Raw genomic sequence first — 16,746 nt, forward strand, 5'->3', positions numbered from 1 at the left:
CCGGAGATGAAGATGCCCGTCTGCCCGGTGGCGCGGAAGTCCGCCTTCAGGCCGCGCGCGCGCATCTCCTTCTCCAGCGCGAGCACCGTGTACTTCTTGCCCACCGAGCAGTCCGTGCCCACCGTCAAGAGCCGCAGGCCGGGGCGCTTCGAGCCCTTGCCGGTGGCGAAGTCCATGTCGGGGATGCGCACGTCGTGCAGCTTGCGGCCATTGCGCGCGGCCGCCGCGGCGATGGCGGGGAACGCGCTCAGCCGCTTGTGCAGCCCGGTGGCGATGTCCATTCCCGCGTCGAGCGCCTCCACCAGCTTGCCAATCCAGTGCTCCGGCAGCACGCCGCCCGCGTTGGCCACGCCGACGATGAGCGTCTTCGCGCCCTTCGCCTTCGCCTGGGCGATGTCCAGGTCCGCGAGGCCGCAGTCCGCCTTGCAGCCCTCCAGCCGGAGCTGACCCACACACCAGTCGGGCCGCCAGTCGACGATGCCGTGCGCCGTCTTGGCGGCGAGCTGGTCGGGAACGTCACCCAGAAACAGAAGGTACGGCTTCTCGATCTCCACCACGGACCTCCGCGCCCCATGTCCAGGGCTGTGGGCCGGGCTTTTCAGCACGCCCTCGGGGCTCGGGCAAGGTCGCTGGAGGCGACGCGCCGGCTCGGAGGGGGCCGACCTCACCCCTCAAGGCCGCGTCCCGCGCGAACGCGCGCGCGTTCCACCGTGACGCGCGTGCGTCACGCGGCGACACATGCCGGACGCCAGGGGGCCTGCATTCCCCCTGGGACTTCGGGACGCGCACCGAGGCGCTCCGTGGGCCTGACCGAAGCCCCGGCTTGCTGGCCCATGGCTTGCTTAAGGGCGCGGCGCGCGACCCCATCCAGCGGGTAACGGTGGTTTGGCGGTATCCTGGCGCGCGTTTTTCCACCCCCAAGCCAGGACCGTGAGGTCAAGCGATGCCAGACAATACCGTCGTGCCCGGGCTCTACCAGTTGCTCAACTCCCTCGAGGAGGAGGACCCGACGAGCCTCGAGAAATGCGAGTGCACGACCAAGCGCCAGTCCCTGCTCGACCGCTTCGACGTGCCCTATCCCAACGGAAGCCCGGGGTTCAACCTGCTGAAGTACGAGCAGGGCAACAACTTCAACACCTTCATCCAGCAGATCATCAACGGCTCGAAGCAGGTGCTGGTGGGAACACCCGCCGAGGAGCCCTTCGGAGACCGGCAGGCCATCCAGCCGTGGGTGACGACCGAGTTCTTCAACTTCCTCTACACGCTGACCCAGGACGCGGCCCTGCTCCAGAGCCTGCGCGACGGGACTCAGGAACAACGGCAGCAGATCCTCGTGGCCCACCTGCAGCACAACGCCTACGGCGAGCGGGAGGCCATCCAGCAAATCCTCGCCAACCCGACGAAGGATGAGGCCTTCTCGACCGCCGTGAACAAGATCTCCACCACGTTCCAGAACCAGTTCAGGTTCTGCTGCTGAGCCGCCGTGAGAGCCACGCCCGTGCACCCGAGGGACCATGCAACTTCGTGAGCCCTTGATAGCGGCCCTCTCGGACGCGGCGTGGCTCGAGCACAGCCTCACCTGCCAGTACCTCTTCGCGGCCTTCTCCCTGAAGACGCACCCGGAGGAGGGCGGCGTCGACTGGCCGGGGCTGGAGCGCATCCGTGGGTGGAAGACCGAGCTCCTGAGCATGGCCCGCCAGGAGATGGCCCACCACGGCATGGTGTGCAACCTGCTGATTGCCATCGGCGGGGCGCCGCGCTTCCTCGACACCGGCTTCCCCCATCCCACGACCTATTGCCCGCCGTACCCCACGCTCCAGCTCCTGCCCTTCTCGGAGGAGGCGCTGGAGCGCTTCGCCTGCTACGAGCGCCTGCACCAGCCCACCGACGGCAAGCTGTCCCCGGAAGGCGGCATCGGCACCCTCTACGCCGCCATCCGCCAGGCGCTGGAGCGCGCGGACCGCGCCAATCCCCGGCTCTTCATCGGGCCGCTGGAGCACCAGGTGGGCAACCCGGAGCTGCGCATCCGCCCGGGGCAGTTCGACGTGGACCTGTCCAAGGCCCACGACCTGCGCTCCGCCCTGGCGCTGGTCGACTCCATCCGCGAGCACGACCACCACGCGCGCGTGGTGGCCATGCAGCGCGAGCTGGCCGAGTGCAAGCGCGCATCCCCGGGCTTCTCGCCGGCGCGGCCGGTGGCCCCCAACCCCCGCCTGCGCGCGCTGGAGGACTCCGCCGACCCGGTCTCCCTCATCCGCCACCCGCGCACCCGCGCCGCCGCCGGGCTGTTCAGCGCCGCGCACGAAACCATGGTCCTCATGCTGACCCGGCTCTACGGGCGCTCCAGCGAGACGGACGCCGAGGCGGAGACACTCACCCGCACCGCCTTCTTCCCGCTGATGACGGCCGTCATCCGTCCCCTGGGCGAGCTGCTGACCCGCATGCCCCTGGAGGAGGGCACCGACGCGCCCACGGCGGGCGCTCCCTTCGGGGCCACCTTCGGCCTGCCGCTGCAGCCCTTCAAGCGCGGCGCCTGGGTGCTCCTGCACGAGCGGCTCCTGGACCACGCCAGCGCCTGCGCCCGGCTGTGCGCGGAGCTCCAGTCCGCGCAGGAGCCCTGGGCCACGGCCATCCAGCCGCGACTCACCATGCTCCAGGAGAACCTGGAGCGCATCGCCCGGAACTTCGAGCAGTCCCTGCACCTGGACCGCGACTCCCTGCAGCACCTGCTGAAGAGGGGCCTCTGAGATGCTGGCCATCGACTTCGAGGGCTGGTTCCAGTGCCGGCTCGCCACCGACCCGGACCCGTCGGACGAGCCCCGCGGCGCGAGCGGCTTCACCTTCGCGATGCCCGGTGAGCCGGACCTCGACCGCGTCCTCCGCTTCCACCGCCCCGTCGCCCCGCGCTCGCACGCGCCCGAGGTGGGCGTCTTCGTGCGCACCGTCTCCGTGGACGGGCGGCCCGTGGATGGGCATCCCCTGGTCGGCGCCCCCGTGGAACTGCTGGGCGAGCCCAAGTTCGAGTCGCGCAACTACGTCCTGCGCGATTCCAGCCAGGGCCCCATCGTCCCCTTCCACCTGCGCATCGCCGGCGCCGGACTCCGCGTGGAGCGCGAGGACGTGCTGTACCCGCCCGACCCGGGTCGCAAGCTCCACCACGTCCCGTCCGCGGCCCTCGAGCGGCGCGGCTCGCATATTCCGCTCACCGTCGACCTCTTGAAGATTGCAGACGCGACGGGCATCCGAGACCCCGGCGCGTACCGGCGGCAGCGCAAGGCCCTGCTGGAGGCGGACCTGCGCGAGGAGCGCGACGCCACGGCGCGGGCGGCCCTGGAGAAGCGAATCTCTGAGCTGTCCATCGCCGGCCGCGAGCGGCTCCAGGTGGTGACGCTCACCGTCTACAACGACTATCGCTTCGATGTCCGAGGCCCGGCCACGCTCGTGGACCCCGAGCGCCGCCTCGGCTTCGAGCCCGCGCTGGACAGGGACTGGCCCCTCGCCTTCTGGATGGGGGCCTGGGACAGCGACGCGCTCTGCGGCTTCGTACGGGGAATGCTCTCCATTCCCCGAGTGGGGGAGGAACCATGACGAGATGGAACGGAGTCACCTTTTTGTTCCTCGCGGCACTGCTGGCGGGAGTCGTTGCCTGCACGCCCGAGCCCGCCACGGGGGACGCCACGGACTCCGGGGTGGCCCAGGCCGGAGTGAACGCGGCGCAAGCGGATGCCGGCCACGAGGATGCGGGCAGCGGCGGGGAGGCCATCGTCGACCCGTGTGCCATCCCCCTGCAGCCGCTGGACGGAGTCATTCCCTTTCCCCGAAAGGACTGCCTGTCCATCGCCCAGCTCAGCCAGCTGATGTGGAAGAGCTTCATCGCGGTCAACTGGCCGGCGGACCCGCAGGCGGGACGGGGCGTGGCCGCCAATCCCCAGGACTCCTCCGCGATGGCCCGGACCGGCGTTCCCCGCGTCTGGGAGACGTGGAAGGCGGACTGGGAGATAGACCCCAAGCTGGGCCCTGCTTCCGAATGGAACAGCTACGCGGTGGCCAGGCCCCCCTGCAAGGTGTTGCAGACCCGGGAGGGCAAGCGACTGGAGGTCACCGCGGAGAACTGGCCCACGCTCTACCCGCAGTACGGCGGCATCCTGCAGGACAAGATCAACCTCGTGAAGCAGGGGCCGGACGGCGGGGCGCCCATCCTGACGGGTCCCCTCATCGACTCCGCTCGCGAGTACCTCCGCTACGGCACCCACTTCAGCCGGGAGCTCTACGACTGTGCCCGGAGCGGAGTGGGCGCGGGGTGCGTGAAGACGCCCACCTCCTTCGAGTTCCCGGCGGGCAGTGAAGGCGCCATCGGCTCCATCGCGGTGAAGGCGTCCTGGCGCAAGCTGCAGAAAGACGACGAGAAGGACCGGTACCACACCCGCGACGTCCTCGTGATCGACTACGAGGGGGCGCGCAAGCCCTACACCGCCGTGTGCCGCCAGGAGACGATGGTCCTGCTGGGCCTGCACGTCATCTACAAGAACAGCTACATCTTCGCGCCCGAGCGCGGGCAGAACCAGTGGGTGTGGGCCACGTTCGAGCACCGCGACAACGCGCAGGTGTGCGGGCAGACCCAGTTCGGCTTCAACAAGCCCCAGGGCTTCAGCCACGAGCCGCAGACGCTTCCCGCGGAGACGCCGCTGCCGCCCCAGGACAAGCGCATCCCGGTGATGCTGTGCCGGACCACGGCCATCCCCTCGTTCGGCGTGCCGACGGTGAACAGGGAGGCCCAGGCGGCCCTGCCTTCCCCGTGGGACCACTATGAGATGGTCAACATCCAGTGGTTGCTGGGCGGCCAGCCCTCACCCACGACGAGCGTGGCCAACGTGACGCTGGAACCCTACTCACAGTCGGATAGCTGCATGGGCTGTCACGGCTCCCAAGCCGGGGAGCAGGCCAGCAAGGCGGACTTCATCTGGGCCCTGGCGCTCGACTCGCTCAAACAAACCCCCACCCGGCAGTGGGCGATGCCCCTGTGGCGGTAGCGGTCACCGCCCCTTCGAACGGACAAGGCCATGGCGAACATCTCCGGCTACCAGCTCCTCGACATGCTGCACGAGAGCAGCAACTCACGCGTCTACCGCGCACGCGGCGAGCAGGACGGGCGGTCCGTCGTGCTCAAGCTGCTCGGTCCCGCGTACCCCTCACCGGAGAGGATTGCCTGGTTCCGGCGCGAGTATGAGACCACGCGCGGCCTGGCCGACGTGGAGGGCGTCATCCACGCCCATGCCCTGCTCAACGAGCAGCAGCGCTGGTCCATGGTGCTGGAGGACTTCGGGGGCACCTCGCTGGCGCAGCTGTCGCGCCAGCGGCGCTTCACGCTCGACGAGCTGCTGGGCCTGGCCTGCTCCCTCACCGCCATCCTGGGCCGCCTGCACGCGCGGCACGTCATCCACAAGGACGTCAACCCCTCCAACATCGTCTTCAACCCCACCACCGGGCAGCTCAAGCTCATCGACTTCGGCATCTCGTCCGTGCTGACGCGCGAGAGCGCCGCCGCGATGCCTCCCCGGAGGCGCGAGGGCACGCTCCCGTACATGTCGCCGGAGCAGACCGGCCGCATGAACCGGGCGGTGGACTACCGCACGGACTTCTACTCCCTGGGCGTCACGCTCTACGAGCTGGTGACGGGGCAGCTCCCGTTCTCCAGCCTCGACCCGCTGGAGCTGGTGCACTCCCACCTCGCCCGCCAGCCGCTGCCTCCCCACGAGGTGCGCGAGGGCGTGGACCGCCCGCTCTCCGACATCCTGATGCGGCTGCTGGCCAAGAACGCCGAGGACCGCTACCTGTCCGCGCACGGCCTGCTGCATGACCTGGAGCAATATCGGCGGCGGCGCGCCGAGGGACGGACCGACGCCTTCCCGCTGGGCCGCGAGGACGCGTCGGACCGGTTCCAGCTTCCGCAGAAGCTCTACGGCCGCGGGCACGAGCAGCAGCTGCTCCACGAGGCCTTCCAGCGCGTGGCGGACGGCGGCAGCGAGGTGCTGCTCATCTCCGGGTACTCGGGCGTGGGCAAGTCGGCCCTGGTGCGGGAAATCCACCGGCCCATCACCCGGCAGCGCGGCTCCTTCATCTCCGGCAAGTTCGACCAGCTCCAGCGCGACGAGCCCTACGCGCCGCTCATCCAGGCGTTCCGCGGGCTGGTCCGGCAGCTGCTCTCGGAGGATGAAGAGGTGCTCTCCGCCTGGCGCGTCCGGCTCGTCGAGGCGCTGGGGCCCAACGCGCGCGTCATCACCGACGTCATCCCCGAGGCGGAGGTCATCCTGGGCGAGCAGCCGCCGCTCGTCGAGGTGGAGCCGAGCGAGGCGCGGCACCGCTTCCACCGCGTCTTCCAGGGCTTCATCCAGGTGTTCGCCCGGCGCGAGCACCCGCTGGTCCTCTTCGTGGACGACCTCCAGTGGGTGGACGGCGCCTCGCTGGACCTGCTCCACGCCCTCATGACGGGCCTGGAGCGCCCGCAGCTGCTCCTCATCGGCGCGTACCGGGACAACGAGGTGGGCGAGGCCCACCCGCTCATGCTGGCCCTGGAGCGGCTGAAGAAGGCCGGCGTGACGGTGGGCGGGCTGGCGCTGCAGCCGTTGACGGAGGCGAACGTCCTCCAGCTCGTCTCGGACGCGCTCTCGCGCGAGCCCGGAGAGGTGCGGCCCCTGGCCGCGCTGGCGCATGCGAAGACGGGGGGCAACCCGTTCTTCCTGGGCGAATTCCTGAAGCTCCTGGCCGCCGAGTCGCTCGTGCGCTTCGACTTCCAGCGCGGCGGCTGGCAGTGGGACCTGGAGCAGATCTCCGCGCGCGACGTGACGGACAACGTCGTGGACTTCATGGCGGGCAAGGTGCGCCGGCTCGGCGCGGCCTGCCGCCAGGCGCTGCAGATTGCCTCGTGCATGGGCGGGGTGTTCGACCTGCGGACCCTGGCGCTCCTCCTGGAGAAGCCGCCCCGGCAGGCCGCCGCGGACCTCTGGGACGCGCTCGCCGAGGGGCTCATCCTCCCGGTCGACGACACCTACAAGCTGACCGGCCTGGACATGCAGGGGCTGCTCGACACGGTGGACGTGCGGTACCGGTTCGCGCACGACCGCGTCCAGCAGGCGGCCTATTCGCTCATCGCCGACGACGAGCGGCGCCGCGTCCACTGGAGGCTGGGCCGGCTGCTGCGTGAGAGCACGCCGGAAGCGGAGCTGGGCCAGAAGGTCTTCGACATCGTCCACCAGCTGGACCATGGCCTGGTGTTCGCGCTGGACCGCGCCGAGCGGGACGCCCTGGCCCGGCTGTACCTGCTGGCCGGACGCAAGGCCAAGGCCTCCGCGGCCTATGGACCGGCGCTGCGCTACCTGCGCACCGGCCTGTGGTTGCTGACCGAGCCGGAGGTTCCCCGGGACGACGTGGGGCCCTCGGCCGAGCAGGTCCGCGCGGCCTGGACCCGTCAGTACACGCTCAGCCTGGACCTCTTCGACGAGGCCGCCGAGACGGCCTGCCTCATGGGCGAGTACGCGGAGACGGGGCGGCGCATCGAGGTGGTGCTCCTCTTCGCCAGGACGCTGCTGGACAAGCTGCGCAGCTTCAAGACGGAGATCCAGTCCCACGCGGCGCGCAAGCAGCTCCTCGAGGGCGTGAAGGCCGGGCTCCGCGCGCTGGCGCAGTTCGGCGTCCACATCCCCGAGTCACCGGTGCCGGCGGACCTCGGGGGGCCGGGCGGCGCGGCCGCGGCGGCGTGGGCCGGGCGGGACATCGACGGCTTCATCGACCTGCCGGAGATGACCGACCCGGAGAAGCGGGCCGCCATGGAAATCATGGCACGGCTCTACATCCCGGCCTTCAACTCCAGCCCCCTGGTGTTCCTGCTCGTCGTCTTCAACCAGGTGCATCTGTCCCTCACCCATGGCGTCACCGCGAGCAGCTCGCCGCGCGCGTTCGCCGCCTATGGCTTCATCCTGTGCACGAATGGCGACGTCGCCTCCGGCTACCGCTTCGGCACGCTGGCGCCGCGCCTGGCGGACCGCTTCCATGGCAGGGACCGCTCGAGCACGCAGTTCATGTTCAACTTCTTCGTGCGCCACTGGCGGGACGACTTCCGCGACGGCGTCGACCCGTGCCTGGAGAGCTACCGGCACGGGCTGGAGAGCGGCGACCACGAGTTCGCGGCGCTGAGCCTCATCGGCGCGCTGGGCATGTCCTTCTGGAGTGGCCGCGAGCTGACCGCGGTCGCCGCGGAGGGGGCGACGTACAGCCGCACCATCCGCCACCTCAAGCAGGAGCTGCCCCAGGAGACCAACGACATCCACTGGCAGACGGTCCGCAACCTGATGGGCGTGAGCGCGGACCCCTGCATGCTGGTGAGCGAGGTGTACGACGAGCGGGAGAAGCTGCCCTTCTACGAGGCGACCCACAACGTCACCGAGCTGGCGTTCCTGCACACGAGCAAGCTCTTCCTCCACTACCTCTTCGGGAACATGGAGCAGGCAGTCGCGCACGGGCACGAGGGGCTGAAGAATGCCCCGGGCATCACCTCCATGGTGTCGCTGGCGGGCCTCCATTTCTACGACGCCCTGGCCTGCCTGGCGCGCTACGTGGAGCTGAAGGGCGAGGGTGCCGCGGGCCTCCTGGAGCGGGCGGACGCCGACCTGGAGCAGCTCCGCGTGCGCGAGCGGACCGCGCCGCACAACTACACGCACAAGGTGCTGCTGGTGGAGGCGGAGCGCGCCCGGGCGCTGGGTCAGCCGGGCGAGGCGCGGGAGCGCTACGACAAGGCCATCCGCCTGGCGCAGCGTCACGGCTTCATCCAGGAGGAGGCCCTGGCGCACGAGCTGGCGGCCCGGTTCCACCAGGAGCAGGGCCACGCGCACCTGGCCCGCAACTACCTGCGCGACGCGCACTACGCCTGGCAGCAGTGGGGGGCGCAGGCGAAGGTGCAGCAGCTCGCGACGCGCTTCCCGCAGGAGCTCTCCCGCGCGGCGCTCCGCGTCGTGCCCGTGCGCAGCGGCCCGCGGGGCACCACCACCCAGCAGCTCGAGTCCGCCGGCGCGCTGGACGTCCTCAGCGTGCTCAAGGCCTCGCAGGCGCTGTACGGCGAGATTGCCCTGGACCGGCTGCTGGCCAAGCTGCTGACCACCGTCATCGAAAACGCGGGCGCGCAGCGGGCCTGCCTCCTGCTGCAGAAGCAGGACGGGCTCTTCATCGAGGCGGAGGCCTCCGTGGACGGCGCGGAGCCGCGCGTGCTGCAGTCGGTTCCCGTCGCCGCCAGTGACGGCGTGCTGCCGTCCATCGTCAACCTGGTGGCGCACCTAGGCGGGCCCCAGGTCACCGACAATGCTTCGGAGGACGACCGGTACGCCCACGAGCCGTACGTGCGCCATCACGCGCCCAAGTCCATCCTCTGCATGCCCCTCATCAACCAGGGGCGGCCGTCCGCCATCCTCTACCTGGAGAACAACCGGGTCGTCGGCGCCTTCAACAGCGAGCGCCTGGCCCTGCTGAACCTGCTCTCCTCGGGCATGGCCATCGCCATCGACAATGCCCGGCTGCTGCGGCAGGTGGAGGTCGCGAACAAGGAGCTGGAGGTCTACAGCCGCACGCTGGAGGACAAGGTCGCACTGCGCACCCGCGAGCTGTCGGAGAAGAACCAGGAGCTGCAGCAGACGCTCGGGCAGTTGCGCGAGACGCAGGAGCGGCTCGTCCTCCGGGAGAAGATGGCGTCCCTGGGGACGCTCACGGCGGGCATCGCGCACGAGATGCGCAATCCGTTGAACTTCATCAACAACTTCGCCGTGCTCGCGAAGAACCAGGCCGAGGAGCTGGCCGGGGAGATTGCTGTCTGGCTGGAGAATCCCGCCCCCAACCGGCTGGCGTACATCCAGGAGGTGCTCGGGGATTTGACGAGCAACGCGGCGCACATCGAGCAGCACGGCAAGCGGGCCAACGGCATCGTCAACAGCATGTTGATGCACGCGCAGCCCTCCAGCGAGCGGCGCGTGGCAACGGACGTGAATCACCTGGTGAATCAATCGGTCGAGCTCGCGCGCCAATCCATCAAGGCCCGGGAGCCCTCCACCGGGATTGTCCTCACGGAGGACTACGACGCCACGCTGGAGTCCCTGACGGTGCTACCGCAGGAGCTGAACCGCGTCTTCATCAACATCCTGGAGAACGCCTGCTACACGATTTCGAAAAAGCGCCAGCAGCGGGGCGCCGGCTACGAGCCGCACGTCTGGGTGCGCACGGTGCGCCAGGAGCGGGCCCTCGAGGTGGTCATCCGGGACAACGGTCAGGGCATCGCGAAGGAGCACCTGGACAAGATCTTCCAGCCCTTCTTCACCACCAAGCCACCGGGGGATGGGACCGGGCTGGGGCTGGCCATCTGCTACGACATCGTGGTGCGCAAGCACCAGGGTGACATCCGCGTCTCCACCCACGAGGGGGAGTACACGGAGTTCACCGTCGTCCTCCCCTGGGAGCAGCCGTCGAAGTGAGTCCGTAGCGCGAGCCGGACGTCGTGCGGAGCAGAGCACTCGCATCACCCCCGAGTGCTCTAACCCGGCGGGGTGCCAGTCCCCAAGATGGACGCAGCCAGGGGTGTATCCGGGCGCTGGCGGCGGGAGGGCTGGATGAGAATCGTTTGTGTCGGCGGGGGCCCGGCGGGGCTGTACTTCGCAATCCTGGCGAAGCTGGCCAACAGGGGACATGACATCACCCTCCTCGAGCGCAATCCGGCGGGGGTGACGTATGGCTGGGGCGTCGTGTTCTGGGAGGACCTGCTCGAGAGCCTCTACCGGAGCGACCCCGAGAGTGCCCGGGAGATTGCGGAGGCAGCGGTCCGCTGGGACCAGCAAGAAGTGCACATCCGGGGACAGACGGCGCTCCACATTGGCGGGTACGGTTTCAGTATCGGGCGAGACCGCCTGCTCGAAATCCTGACCCGGCGGGCGGTGAGCCTGGGGGTCGACATCCAGTTCCAACGCGAGCTGGGTGACGTGTCCGAGCTCGCGGACGCGGACCTCATCGTCGCTTGCGATGGCGCGAACAGCACCGTGCGCCGGCTTCAGGGCGCCCACTTCCAGACGAACGTCGAGGTGGGGAGGAACAAGTACATCTGGCTGGGGACGGACAAGGTGTTCGACGCCTTCACGTTCGCCTTCGAGGAGACCGCCGCGGGGTGGCTCTGGTTCCACGGCTACCGCTTCTGCGGCGACGCCAGCACCTGCATCGTCGAGTGTCCGCAGGAGACCTGGGAGGGGCTGGGCTTCGACACGCTGGGGCCCGATGAGACCCTGAGGCGCCTGGAGGGAATCTTCCCGCGCCAACTGGCGGGCCATTCGCTCTTCAACCAGCGCAGGGACCTCGACAAGGCGCCGTGGCTCAACTTCAGGCGCCTCACCAACGAGCGCTGGTACCACGACAAGGTGGTGCTGATGGGCGATGCCGCCCACACCACGCACTTCACCATCGGCTCGGGGACGAAGCTGGCCATCCAGGATGCGATTGGCCTCGCCGGGAAGTTGGGCGAGACGCAAGACCTCCAGGCCGCGCTGAAGGCCTACGAGGAGGAGCGTCGCACCGCGCTGCTCCCCATCCAGGACAAGGCGCGCAGCAGTGCCGAGTGGTTCGAGAACGTCCCGAGCTACGTCGGACAACCCACCATCCGGTTTGCCTACTCCCTGTTCAATCGGCGCGGGGGCACGTCCTGGTACTACCCCTTCTACCTGGCGAGCCAGACCGCGGCGCTGAGGGGACTGGTGCGTTCGCTCCACTCGGCCAGGAGGTGGGTGCGCCAGGGCGGGACGTGGGCCCCTTCGCGTCGGATGGGCACTGAGTTGAGATTGCCGAGCTCGTTCCGGTGAGTGCGTGCGCGCCGACGGCCCCTCACCGTCGGCGCCGCCTCCCGTGCGCAAGCCCCTGGGGCGCGTTCACGTCTACTGACCAGGCGCTCCTGCGGGGTCTTCGCGACTCACCCCTGGCCGGAAGTGGCCCTGCTCGATGAGCCTTCGGGCTTGTCGCGGGCGCAGGCCGCGGTGAGAGACATCCGTAGAGCCAGCCGTCTTGTGTCGGTCCGCACCGTCACCTCGGGCGAAGGCGCATGTCACCCTCCGCTCGTAGTGTGCGATTGGGCGTAGTGCGTGAGCGGAAGACAACGGGTTGGAGACATCAATGCACGTCATCAGCTGGTGTCGCCCACGGCGGGGGCCACCGTGCGGCAGAGCTACGCCCTGTACGCCTACGCGTCCGACAACGTGGGCGTCACCTCGGTGGAGTACCTCCTGGACGGCGTCCTCCTCGGCACCGCCTCCCAGCCGTTCCCCACGTCGGGCCCCACGTACTACTCCCTCACCTGGAACAGCACCTCGGCGGCCAACGGGGCGCACACGGTGACGGCCCAGGCCCGGGACGCAGCGGGCTTCGTCACCTCCGCCAGCGCGAGCGTGACGTTGGACAACGACTACACCCCGCCCACCGTCGCCCTCACCGCACCCACCGAGGGCTCCGTGCTGGCCGGCATCGTCACCGTGACGGCGGATGCCACGGACAACGTGGGCGTCACCCAGGTGACCTTCTACCGGGGTAGCACCGTCCTGGGGACGGACACCACCGCGCCCTACAGCGTGACGTGGGACACGCTCGGCACCGCCAATGCGAGCTACACGCTGACCAGCAAGGCCTTCGACCCCACGGGGAATGCCACCACCTCCGCGGGCGTCAGCGTGACGGTGAGCAACGCCGGTGCGGGCGGGCCGCTCGTCAATGGCGGCTTCGAGGGCTCCTCCAGCCCGTGGGCACTGTTCGGCCAGGCCGCCTGGTTCGCCAACGGCACCCTCCCGCACGGCGGCAACGGCTACGTGGAGCTGGGGCGCATCAACAGCGCCACGAGCAGCATCGAGCAGCTCATCACCGTGCCGGCCAGCGCGCCTTCGCTGTCCTTCTGGATGTACATCACCACCACCGAGACCACGACGTCGGTCCAGAATGACCAGCTCTTCGTCGAGGTGTTGACCTCCTCGGGCACGCTGCTCGGGACGCTGGCGACGTACAGCAACCTCAATCGCGGCACCCAGTATTCGCTTCGCTCCTTCAGCCTGTCCGCCTATGCCGGGCAGTTGGTGCGCCTGCGCTTCCGCACCACCATGAACGGGTCGCTGGCGACCACCTTCCGCCTGGATGACGTGGCGGTGCAGTAGCGCCCGCTCGCCGCATGGACACGGCTCCGAGGCCCATGCCAGCCTCCCCGTGTCCATGCATTCCAGTCCAAGCGCTTCGCTCCTTCGTCCCCTGTGGCTGCTCCCGTTGCTGTCGACGCTGGCCCTCACCGCCTGCCGGGAAGCGTCGAAGTCAGGTGAAGCCGCCACCGAGGCGCCGCGTGACACGGGGCCGAAGCTCTACGTCCTCGGCTCCAGCATCCACCTGCGCAAGGCGCCCTCCCCGGAGGGGGAGAGCCTGGCGAAGGTGCGCATCGGCACCGCGTGTGTCCCGCAGGGGCCCGCCCAGGGCGAGTGGCGCAAGGTGCGGTGTGGAGACCAGGAAGGCTTTGCCTCGGTCTCCCTCCTGGGCCCGGAGATGCCCTCGCTGGAGAAGCTCAAGGCGGAGGCGCGCGACACGCACCTCAAGCTCGCCCAGCGCCATGACAGTGCCCTGCGCGCGTCGTCGCTCGCGCCCGAGGATGCCGGACTGCGCAAGGAATTGGGCGAGCTCTTCTTCGAGCGCAACTTCGAGCTGCTCGCCGGGCTGAAGAAGCCGCTGAAGGGCCGGAAGCTCGAGCTCCCGTGTCCCGGCGACAGCGTCACCCACTGCATCCGCGAGAGCGCGGGCTTCGTCCGGGGCGTGAAGCGCCGGGCCGTGACGAAAGGACAGACCTTCGTGGTCGCCGTCGGCGACGCCGAGCAGGTCGTCGTCTACCGGGGCCGCTTCCAGTACGACCAGAAGCGTCAGTGGCTGACCGAGGAGGTGCAGGAGCGGACCCGCTTCGAGTCGACCGACCCGGTGCTGGTGCAGGCCCTCTTCGACGGCATCAAGGCGGATGACCCGGAAGACACCACGGTTCCGCGCCTCGGACAGCTCGTCCTGGACGCATCCGCGCAGGCCCTCCTGGCGAAGCTGCCTCCGGCGTGGGAGCTCCTGACGCGCTCGGAGGAGGGCGCTCCCGCGGTGCGCATCAACGGCTGCAACCAGCGGCCCTACCTGCTGCAGCTCTCGGCGGACCTTCACGGGCGCTGGCTCGCGGAGATTGACCGGCCCGGGGCGCCCTTCCCCGAAGAGCGCTGGGTCACCGCCGCTTCGAGGACGGAGCACGGCACGAAGCTGACGCTCGCGAAGAGCGCGGAGGACCCCTCGCCCCAGGTGTTCGAGATTCCGGCGGAGGACGCCGCGCTCGCGTCGCTGGGGGAGGCGCTCTACTCCTACCAGGAGGCAGACCATCCGGATGCCCCCGAGCCCTGCGGGAGTGGCGAGGGGCCTGCCTTCAGCGGCGAGTTCGTTCCCGTGAAGGCCATGATCGCGCTGTACGGAAACTTCGACTCGGCGGCGGGCTCCGTCCGGTGGGCACCGTCCGGCACGGAGCGGTTGCGAATCCAGCGGCTCGAATCCTTCGGGGCCTCCCGCTTCCAGGCGCGTCCCTGGAAGTGGGCGACCTGGCGCGAGGGTGAACAGGAGAAGATGCTGTTCCTCACGGAGACGCCCTCGGAGGGCCGCTCCCACGGGTCCCCGGCGCTCATCGGCGGCGGCGTCTTCGCCAGGACGGAGGACGGCTGGAGGTTGGAGCGGGCCAACCGGGTCATCACCGAGGCGGGCCAGTTCGGACAGGCACCGCTCCGTGACATCTCCGTGCAGGCGGCAGGAGAGAGAGGGTTCATCGCCGTCATCACGGAGGCGTACGCCTTTCCTCCCGAAGTCTGGGATGAGCTCGAGCTGCTCTCCGACCTGGGGGGAGAGGAGAGCATCGACACGGTGGGCGACATCGGGAGGGTCAAGGAGACCGACGCGTTCGCCTGTTCGTCCGACGAGGAGCACGATGCCGACAGGTGCTTCTCCTACGACTCCGAGTGGAAGCTCGTTCCGAACCCCGAGAGCCCGCTGCCCGACTTCGTCGTCACCACGAAGGGGACCCGCATGAAGGACGAGCAGAGCAAGGGGGTCGAACCCTTCCACGAGGTCCGCACCTTCTCCTTCCGCTCGGGTGGGTACACCCTCTCCTCCCGGAAGGACGTGCCCCGGTAGCGGCCCGGCCCCGGGAGGGAAGGGCACGCCGGGGTGAGCCCCTGTCCTGTGTTCGACATTCACCGGCAGTGCGGGGCATACGTGGAGTGCGGGGTGTTCTGTTTTTCACTACCTTGCCATGGGTGTGCCGGGGCCATGTCTGCCTTTGGCTCCAGCACACATCACCCGCACCCCAAGAGGTCGTGTCATGGCAACGATGAAGAGGTGGTGGCTCGCGATGCTGGCTCCGGCGATGCTCTCGCTCGGCTGCCTCGAAGGACCTGACACCCAGACCTCCGAGCCCGTCCCGGCGGAGCTCCGCGAGGGTGAGGCGGCCCTGGCCACGGTCGTCTTCACCGGCACGGTGAAGGACGTCCAGGGCAAGGTCCTTCCTGGTGCCACCGTCAGCATCAATGGCATCAACCGGACCACCGACTCCGCCGGCAAGTACTTCGTCTCCCTGACGGCCGTGCCCGCCGGCTACATCCTCAACGTGAACAAGGCGGGCTACGGGCCGGTGACGCAGTTCCTGGCCGCGGGCAAGCTCAACGCCATCCACGTTCTTCCGACGGCCACGGTGCGGCCCATCAACCCGGCGGTGAACAACGTCATCGAGACGGCGGACGTCCAGATTTCGATTCCGGCGAACTCGCTGGTCAACGCCTCCGGCCAGACGGTGACGGGCACCGTGAATGTCTCCGTCGCGGCCTACGCGCCGCTCAGCATGCCGGGTGACTTCACCGCGGTGAACAACGCTGGGAAGACGGTGGCCCTGGAGTCCATTGGCGCCTTCTTCGTCGGTGCGGCCACCAGCGAGGGGGCCGCGGTGAACCTCGGCCAGAACAAGACGGCCCAGGTCTTCCTCCGCGTTCCCGCGCAGGTGAAGACCATGCCGCCCTGCGTGCTCACGGGGGCCTGCCGCGCCGCCATGTGGCGGTTCGACAACGCGACGAACCGTTGGGTCGAGCAGAACGCCAACTTCACCGCCACCTCCACGGGCACCAACTTCACGCTCATCGGCGGCCCGGCTTCCCGGCCCGGCAACCTGGTGCCCACCAACGGCGGGCTCGGCACCTGGAACGCGGACATCGAGAAGGTCACCCCCGCGTGCACCATCGTCCAGTTCGTGGGCTTCGACCAGACCTGCTACGACCTCATCGTCAACCTGCAGCTGATGAACGCCGCGGGCACCTTCATCCCCAAGACGGACACCGTGGGCTCGGACGCGCTGTTCATCGCCCTCTACAACACCCGGCCGAACGTGGAGCAGGAGGTGGGCATCAGCTTCCCGGCGGGCGCGCCCGCCAGCTGCAATGACTTCACCATCACCTCGACGCCCGCGCCGGTGGGCGGCTACCCCGTGTACACGCCCTCGGGCGGCTTCACCCGGTTCGACTCGGGGGCTCCCTGGGGCGGCGTGGGCTTCCCGAAGGACCCGATGGGCAACAACATCGACCTGACGGACGTCCTCAACTTCGACGACCCGTGCAACTCGCGAGTGGTGTTCCAGCACAACTAGCGCCGTGA

At 69.3% G+C, this 16,746-nt stretch carries 10 protein-coding genes; 9 read left to right on the forward strand and 1 reads right to left on the reverse strand.

What is annotated here, in order from left to right; genetic code table 11:
• Positions 1-554, reverse strand: a 554-nt coding sequence (locus tag G4D86_RS40925) for a DUF1611 domain-containing protein (RefSeq protein WP_163999753.1), incomplete at its 3' end; no start/stop codon positions are given.
• A 389-nt stretch (positions 555-943) separates the two neighbouring features.
• Here G4D86_RS40925 and G4D86_RS40930 point away from each other — a divergent pair.
• The 9 genes from G4D86_RS40930 to G4D86_RS40970 all read left to right on the forward strand — a co-directional run bounded on the left by G4D86_RS40930 (position 944) and on the right by G4D86_RS40970 (position 16,738).
• Positions 944-1,477, forward strand: coding sequence for a hypothetical protein (locus G4D86_RS40930; RefSeq protein WP_163999754.1), 534 nt, complete (start codon positions 944-946; stop codon positions 1,475-1,477).
• Between the two features lie 37 nt (positions 1,478-1,514).
• A complete protein-coding gene (locus G4D86_RS40935) occupies positions 1,515-2,747 on the forward strand; it encodes a ferritin-like domain-containing protein (RefSeq protein ID WP_163999756.1) in 1,233 nt (410 codons plus the stop codon).
• A gap of 1 nt (position 2,748) precedes the next feature.
• The gene (locus G4D86_RS40940; RefSeq protein ID WP_163999758.1) at positions 2,749-3,588 is read left to right on the forward strand and encodes a hypothetical protein; all 840 of its coding nucleotides are present in this window, start codon (positions 2,749-2,751) and stop codon (positions 3,586-3,588) included.
• Positions 3,585-5,030 (forward strand): hypothetical protein, encoded by a 1,446-nt coding sequence (locus G4D86_RS40945; RefSeq protein WP_163999761.1) that lies wholly within the window; start codon positions 3,585-3,587, stop codon positions 5,028-5,030. The genes G4D86_RS40940 and G4D86_RS40945 overlap by 4 nt, the downstream gene beginning before the upstream one ends.
• A gap of 30 nt (positions 5,031-5,060) precedes the next feature.
• A complete protein-coding gene (locus G4D86_RS40950) occupies positions 5,061-10,508 on the forward strand; it encodes a trifunctional serine/threonine-protein kinase/ATP-binding protein/sensor histidine kinase (protein WP_163999763.1) in 5,448 nt (1,815 codons plus the stop codon).
• A gap of 135 nt (positions 10,509-10,643) precedes the next feature.
• A complete protein-coding gene (locus G4D86_RS40955; RefSeq protein WP_163999764.1) occupies positions 10,644-11,876 on the forward strand; it encodes an FAD-dependent monooxygenase in 1,233 nt (410 codons plus the stop codon).
• Between the two features lie 276 nt (positions 11,877-12,152).
• Positions 12,153-13,208, forward strand: coding sequence for an Ig-like domain-containing protein (locus tag G4D86_RS40960; protein ID WP_163999767.1), 1,056 nt, complete (start codon positions 12,153-12,155; stop codon positions 13,206-13,208).
• A gap of 55 nt (positions 13,209-13,263) precedes the next feature.
• Entirely contained in the window at positions 13,264-15,240 is a 1,977-nt protein-coding gene (locus G4D86_RS40965; RefSeq protein WP_163999769.1) for a hypothetical protein, read from the forward strand.
• Between the two features lie 187 nt (positions 15,241-15,427).
• The gene (locus tag G4D86_RS40970) at positions 15,428-16,738 is read left to right on the forward strand and encodes a peptidase associated/transthyretin-like domain-containing protein (RefSeq protein WP_163999771.1); all 1,311 of its coding nucleotides are present in this window, start codon (positions 15,428-15,430) and stop codon (positions 16,736-16,738) included.
• Positions 16,739-16,746 lie beyond the last annotated feature (8 nt).

The organism is Pyxidicoccus caerfyrddinensis, from assembly GCF_010894405.1.
GTDB classification, from domain to species: Bacteria; Myxococcota; Myxococcia; order Myxococcales; family Myxococcaceae; genus Myxococcus; species Myxococcus caerfyrddinensis.

Bases quoted from the DNA above. Each gene is read 5' to 3' on its own strand.
- G4D86_RS40930 (WP_163999754.1), top strand. From the start codon at position 944: ATGCCAGACAATACCGTCGTGCCCGGGCTCTACCAGTTGCTCAACTCC.
- G4D86_RS40935 (WP_163999756.1), top strand. From the start codon at position 1,515: ATGCAACTTCGTGAGCCCTTGATAGCGGCCCTCTCGGACGCGGCGTGG.
- G4D86_RS40940 (WP_163999758.1), top strand. From the start codon at position 2,749: ATGCTGGCCATCGACTTCGAGGGCTGGTTCCAGTGCCGGCTCGCCACC.
- G4D86_RS40945 (WP_163999761.1), top strand. From the start codon at position 3,585: ATGACGAGATGGAACGGAGTCACCTTTTTGTTCCTCGCGGCACTGCTG.
- G4D86_RS40950 (WP_163999763.1), top strand. From the start codon at position 5,061: ATGGCGAACATCTCCGGCTACCAGCTCCTCGACATGCTGCACGAGAGC.
- G4D86_RS40955 (WP_163999764.1), top strand. From the start codon at position 10,644: ATGAGAATCGTTTGTGTCGGCGGGGGCCCGGCGGGGCTGTACTTCGCA.
- G4D86_RS40965 (WP_163999769.1), top strand. From the start codon at position 13,264: ATGCATTCCAGTCCAAGCGCTTCGCTCCTTCGTCCCCTGTGGCTGCTC.
- G4D86_RS40970 (WP_163999771.1), top strand. From the start codon at position 15,428: ATGGCAACGATGAAGAGGTGGTGGCTCGCGATGCTGGCTCCGGCGATG.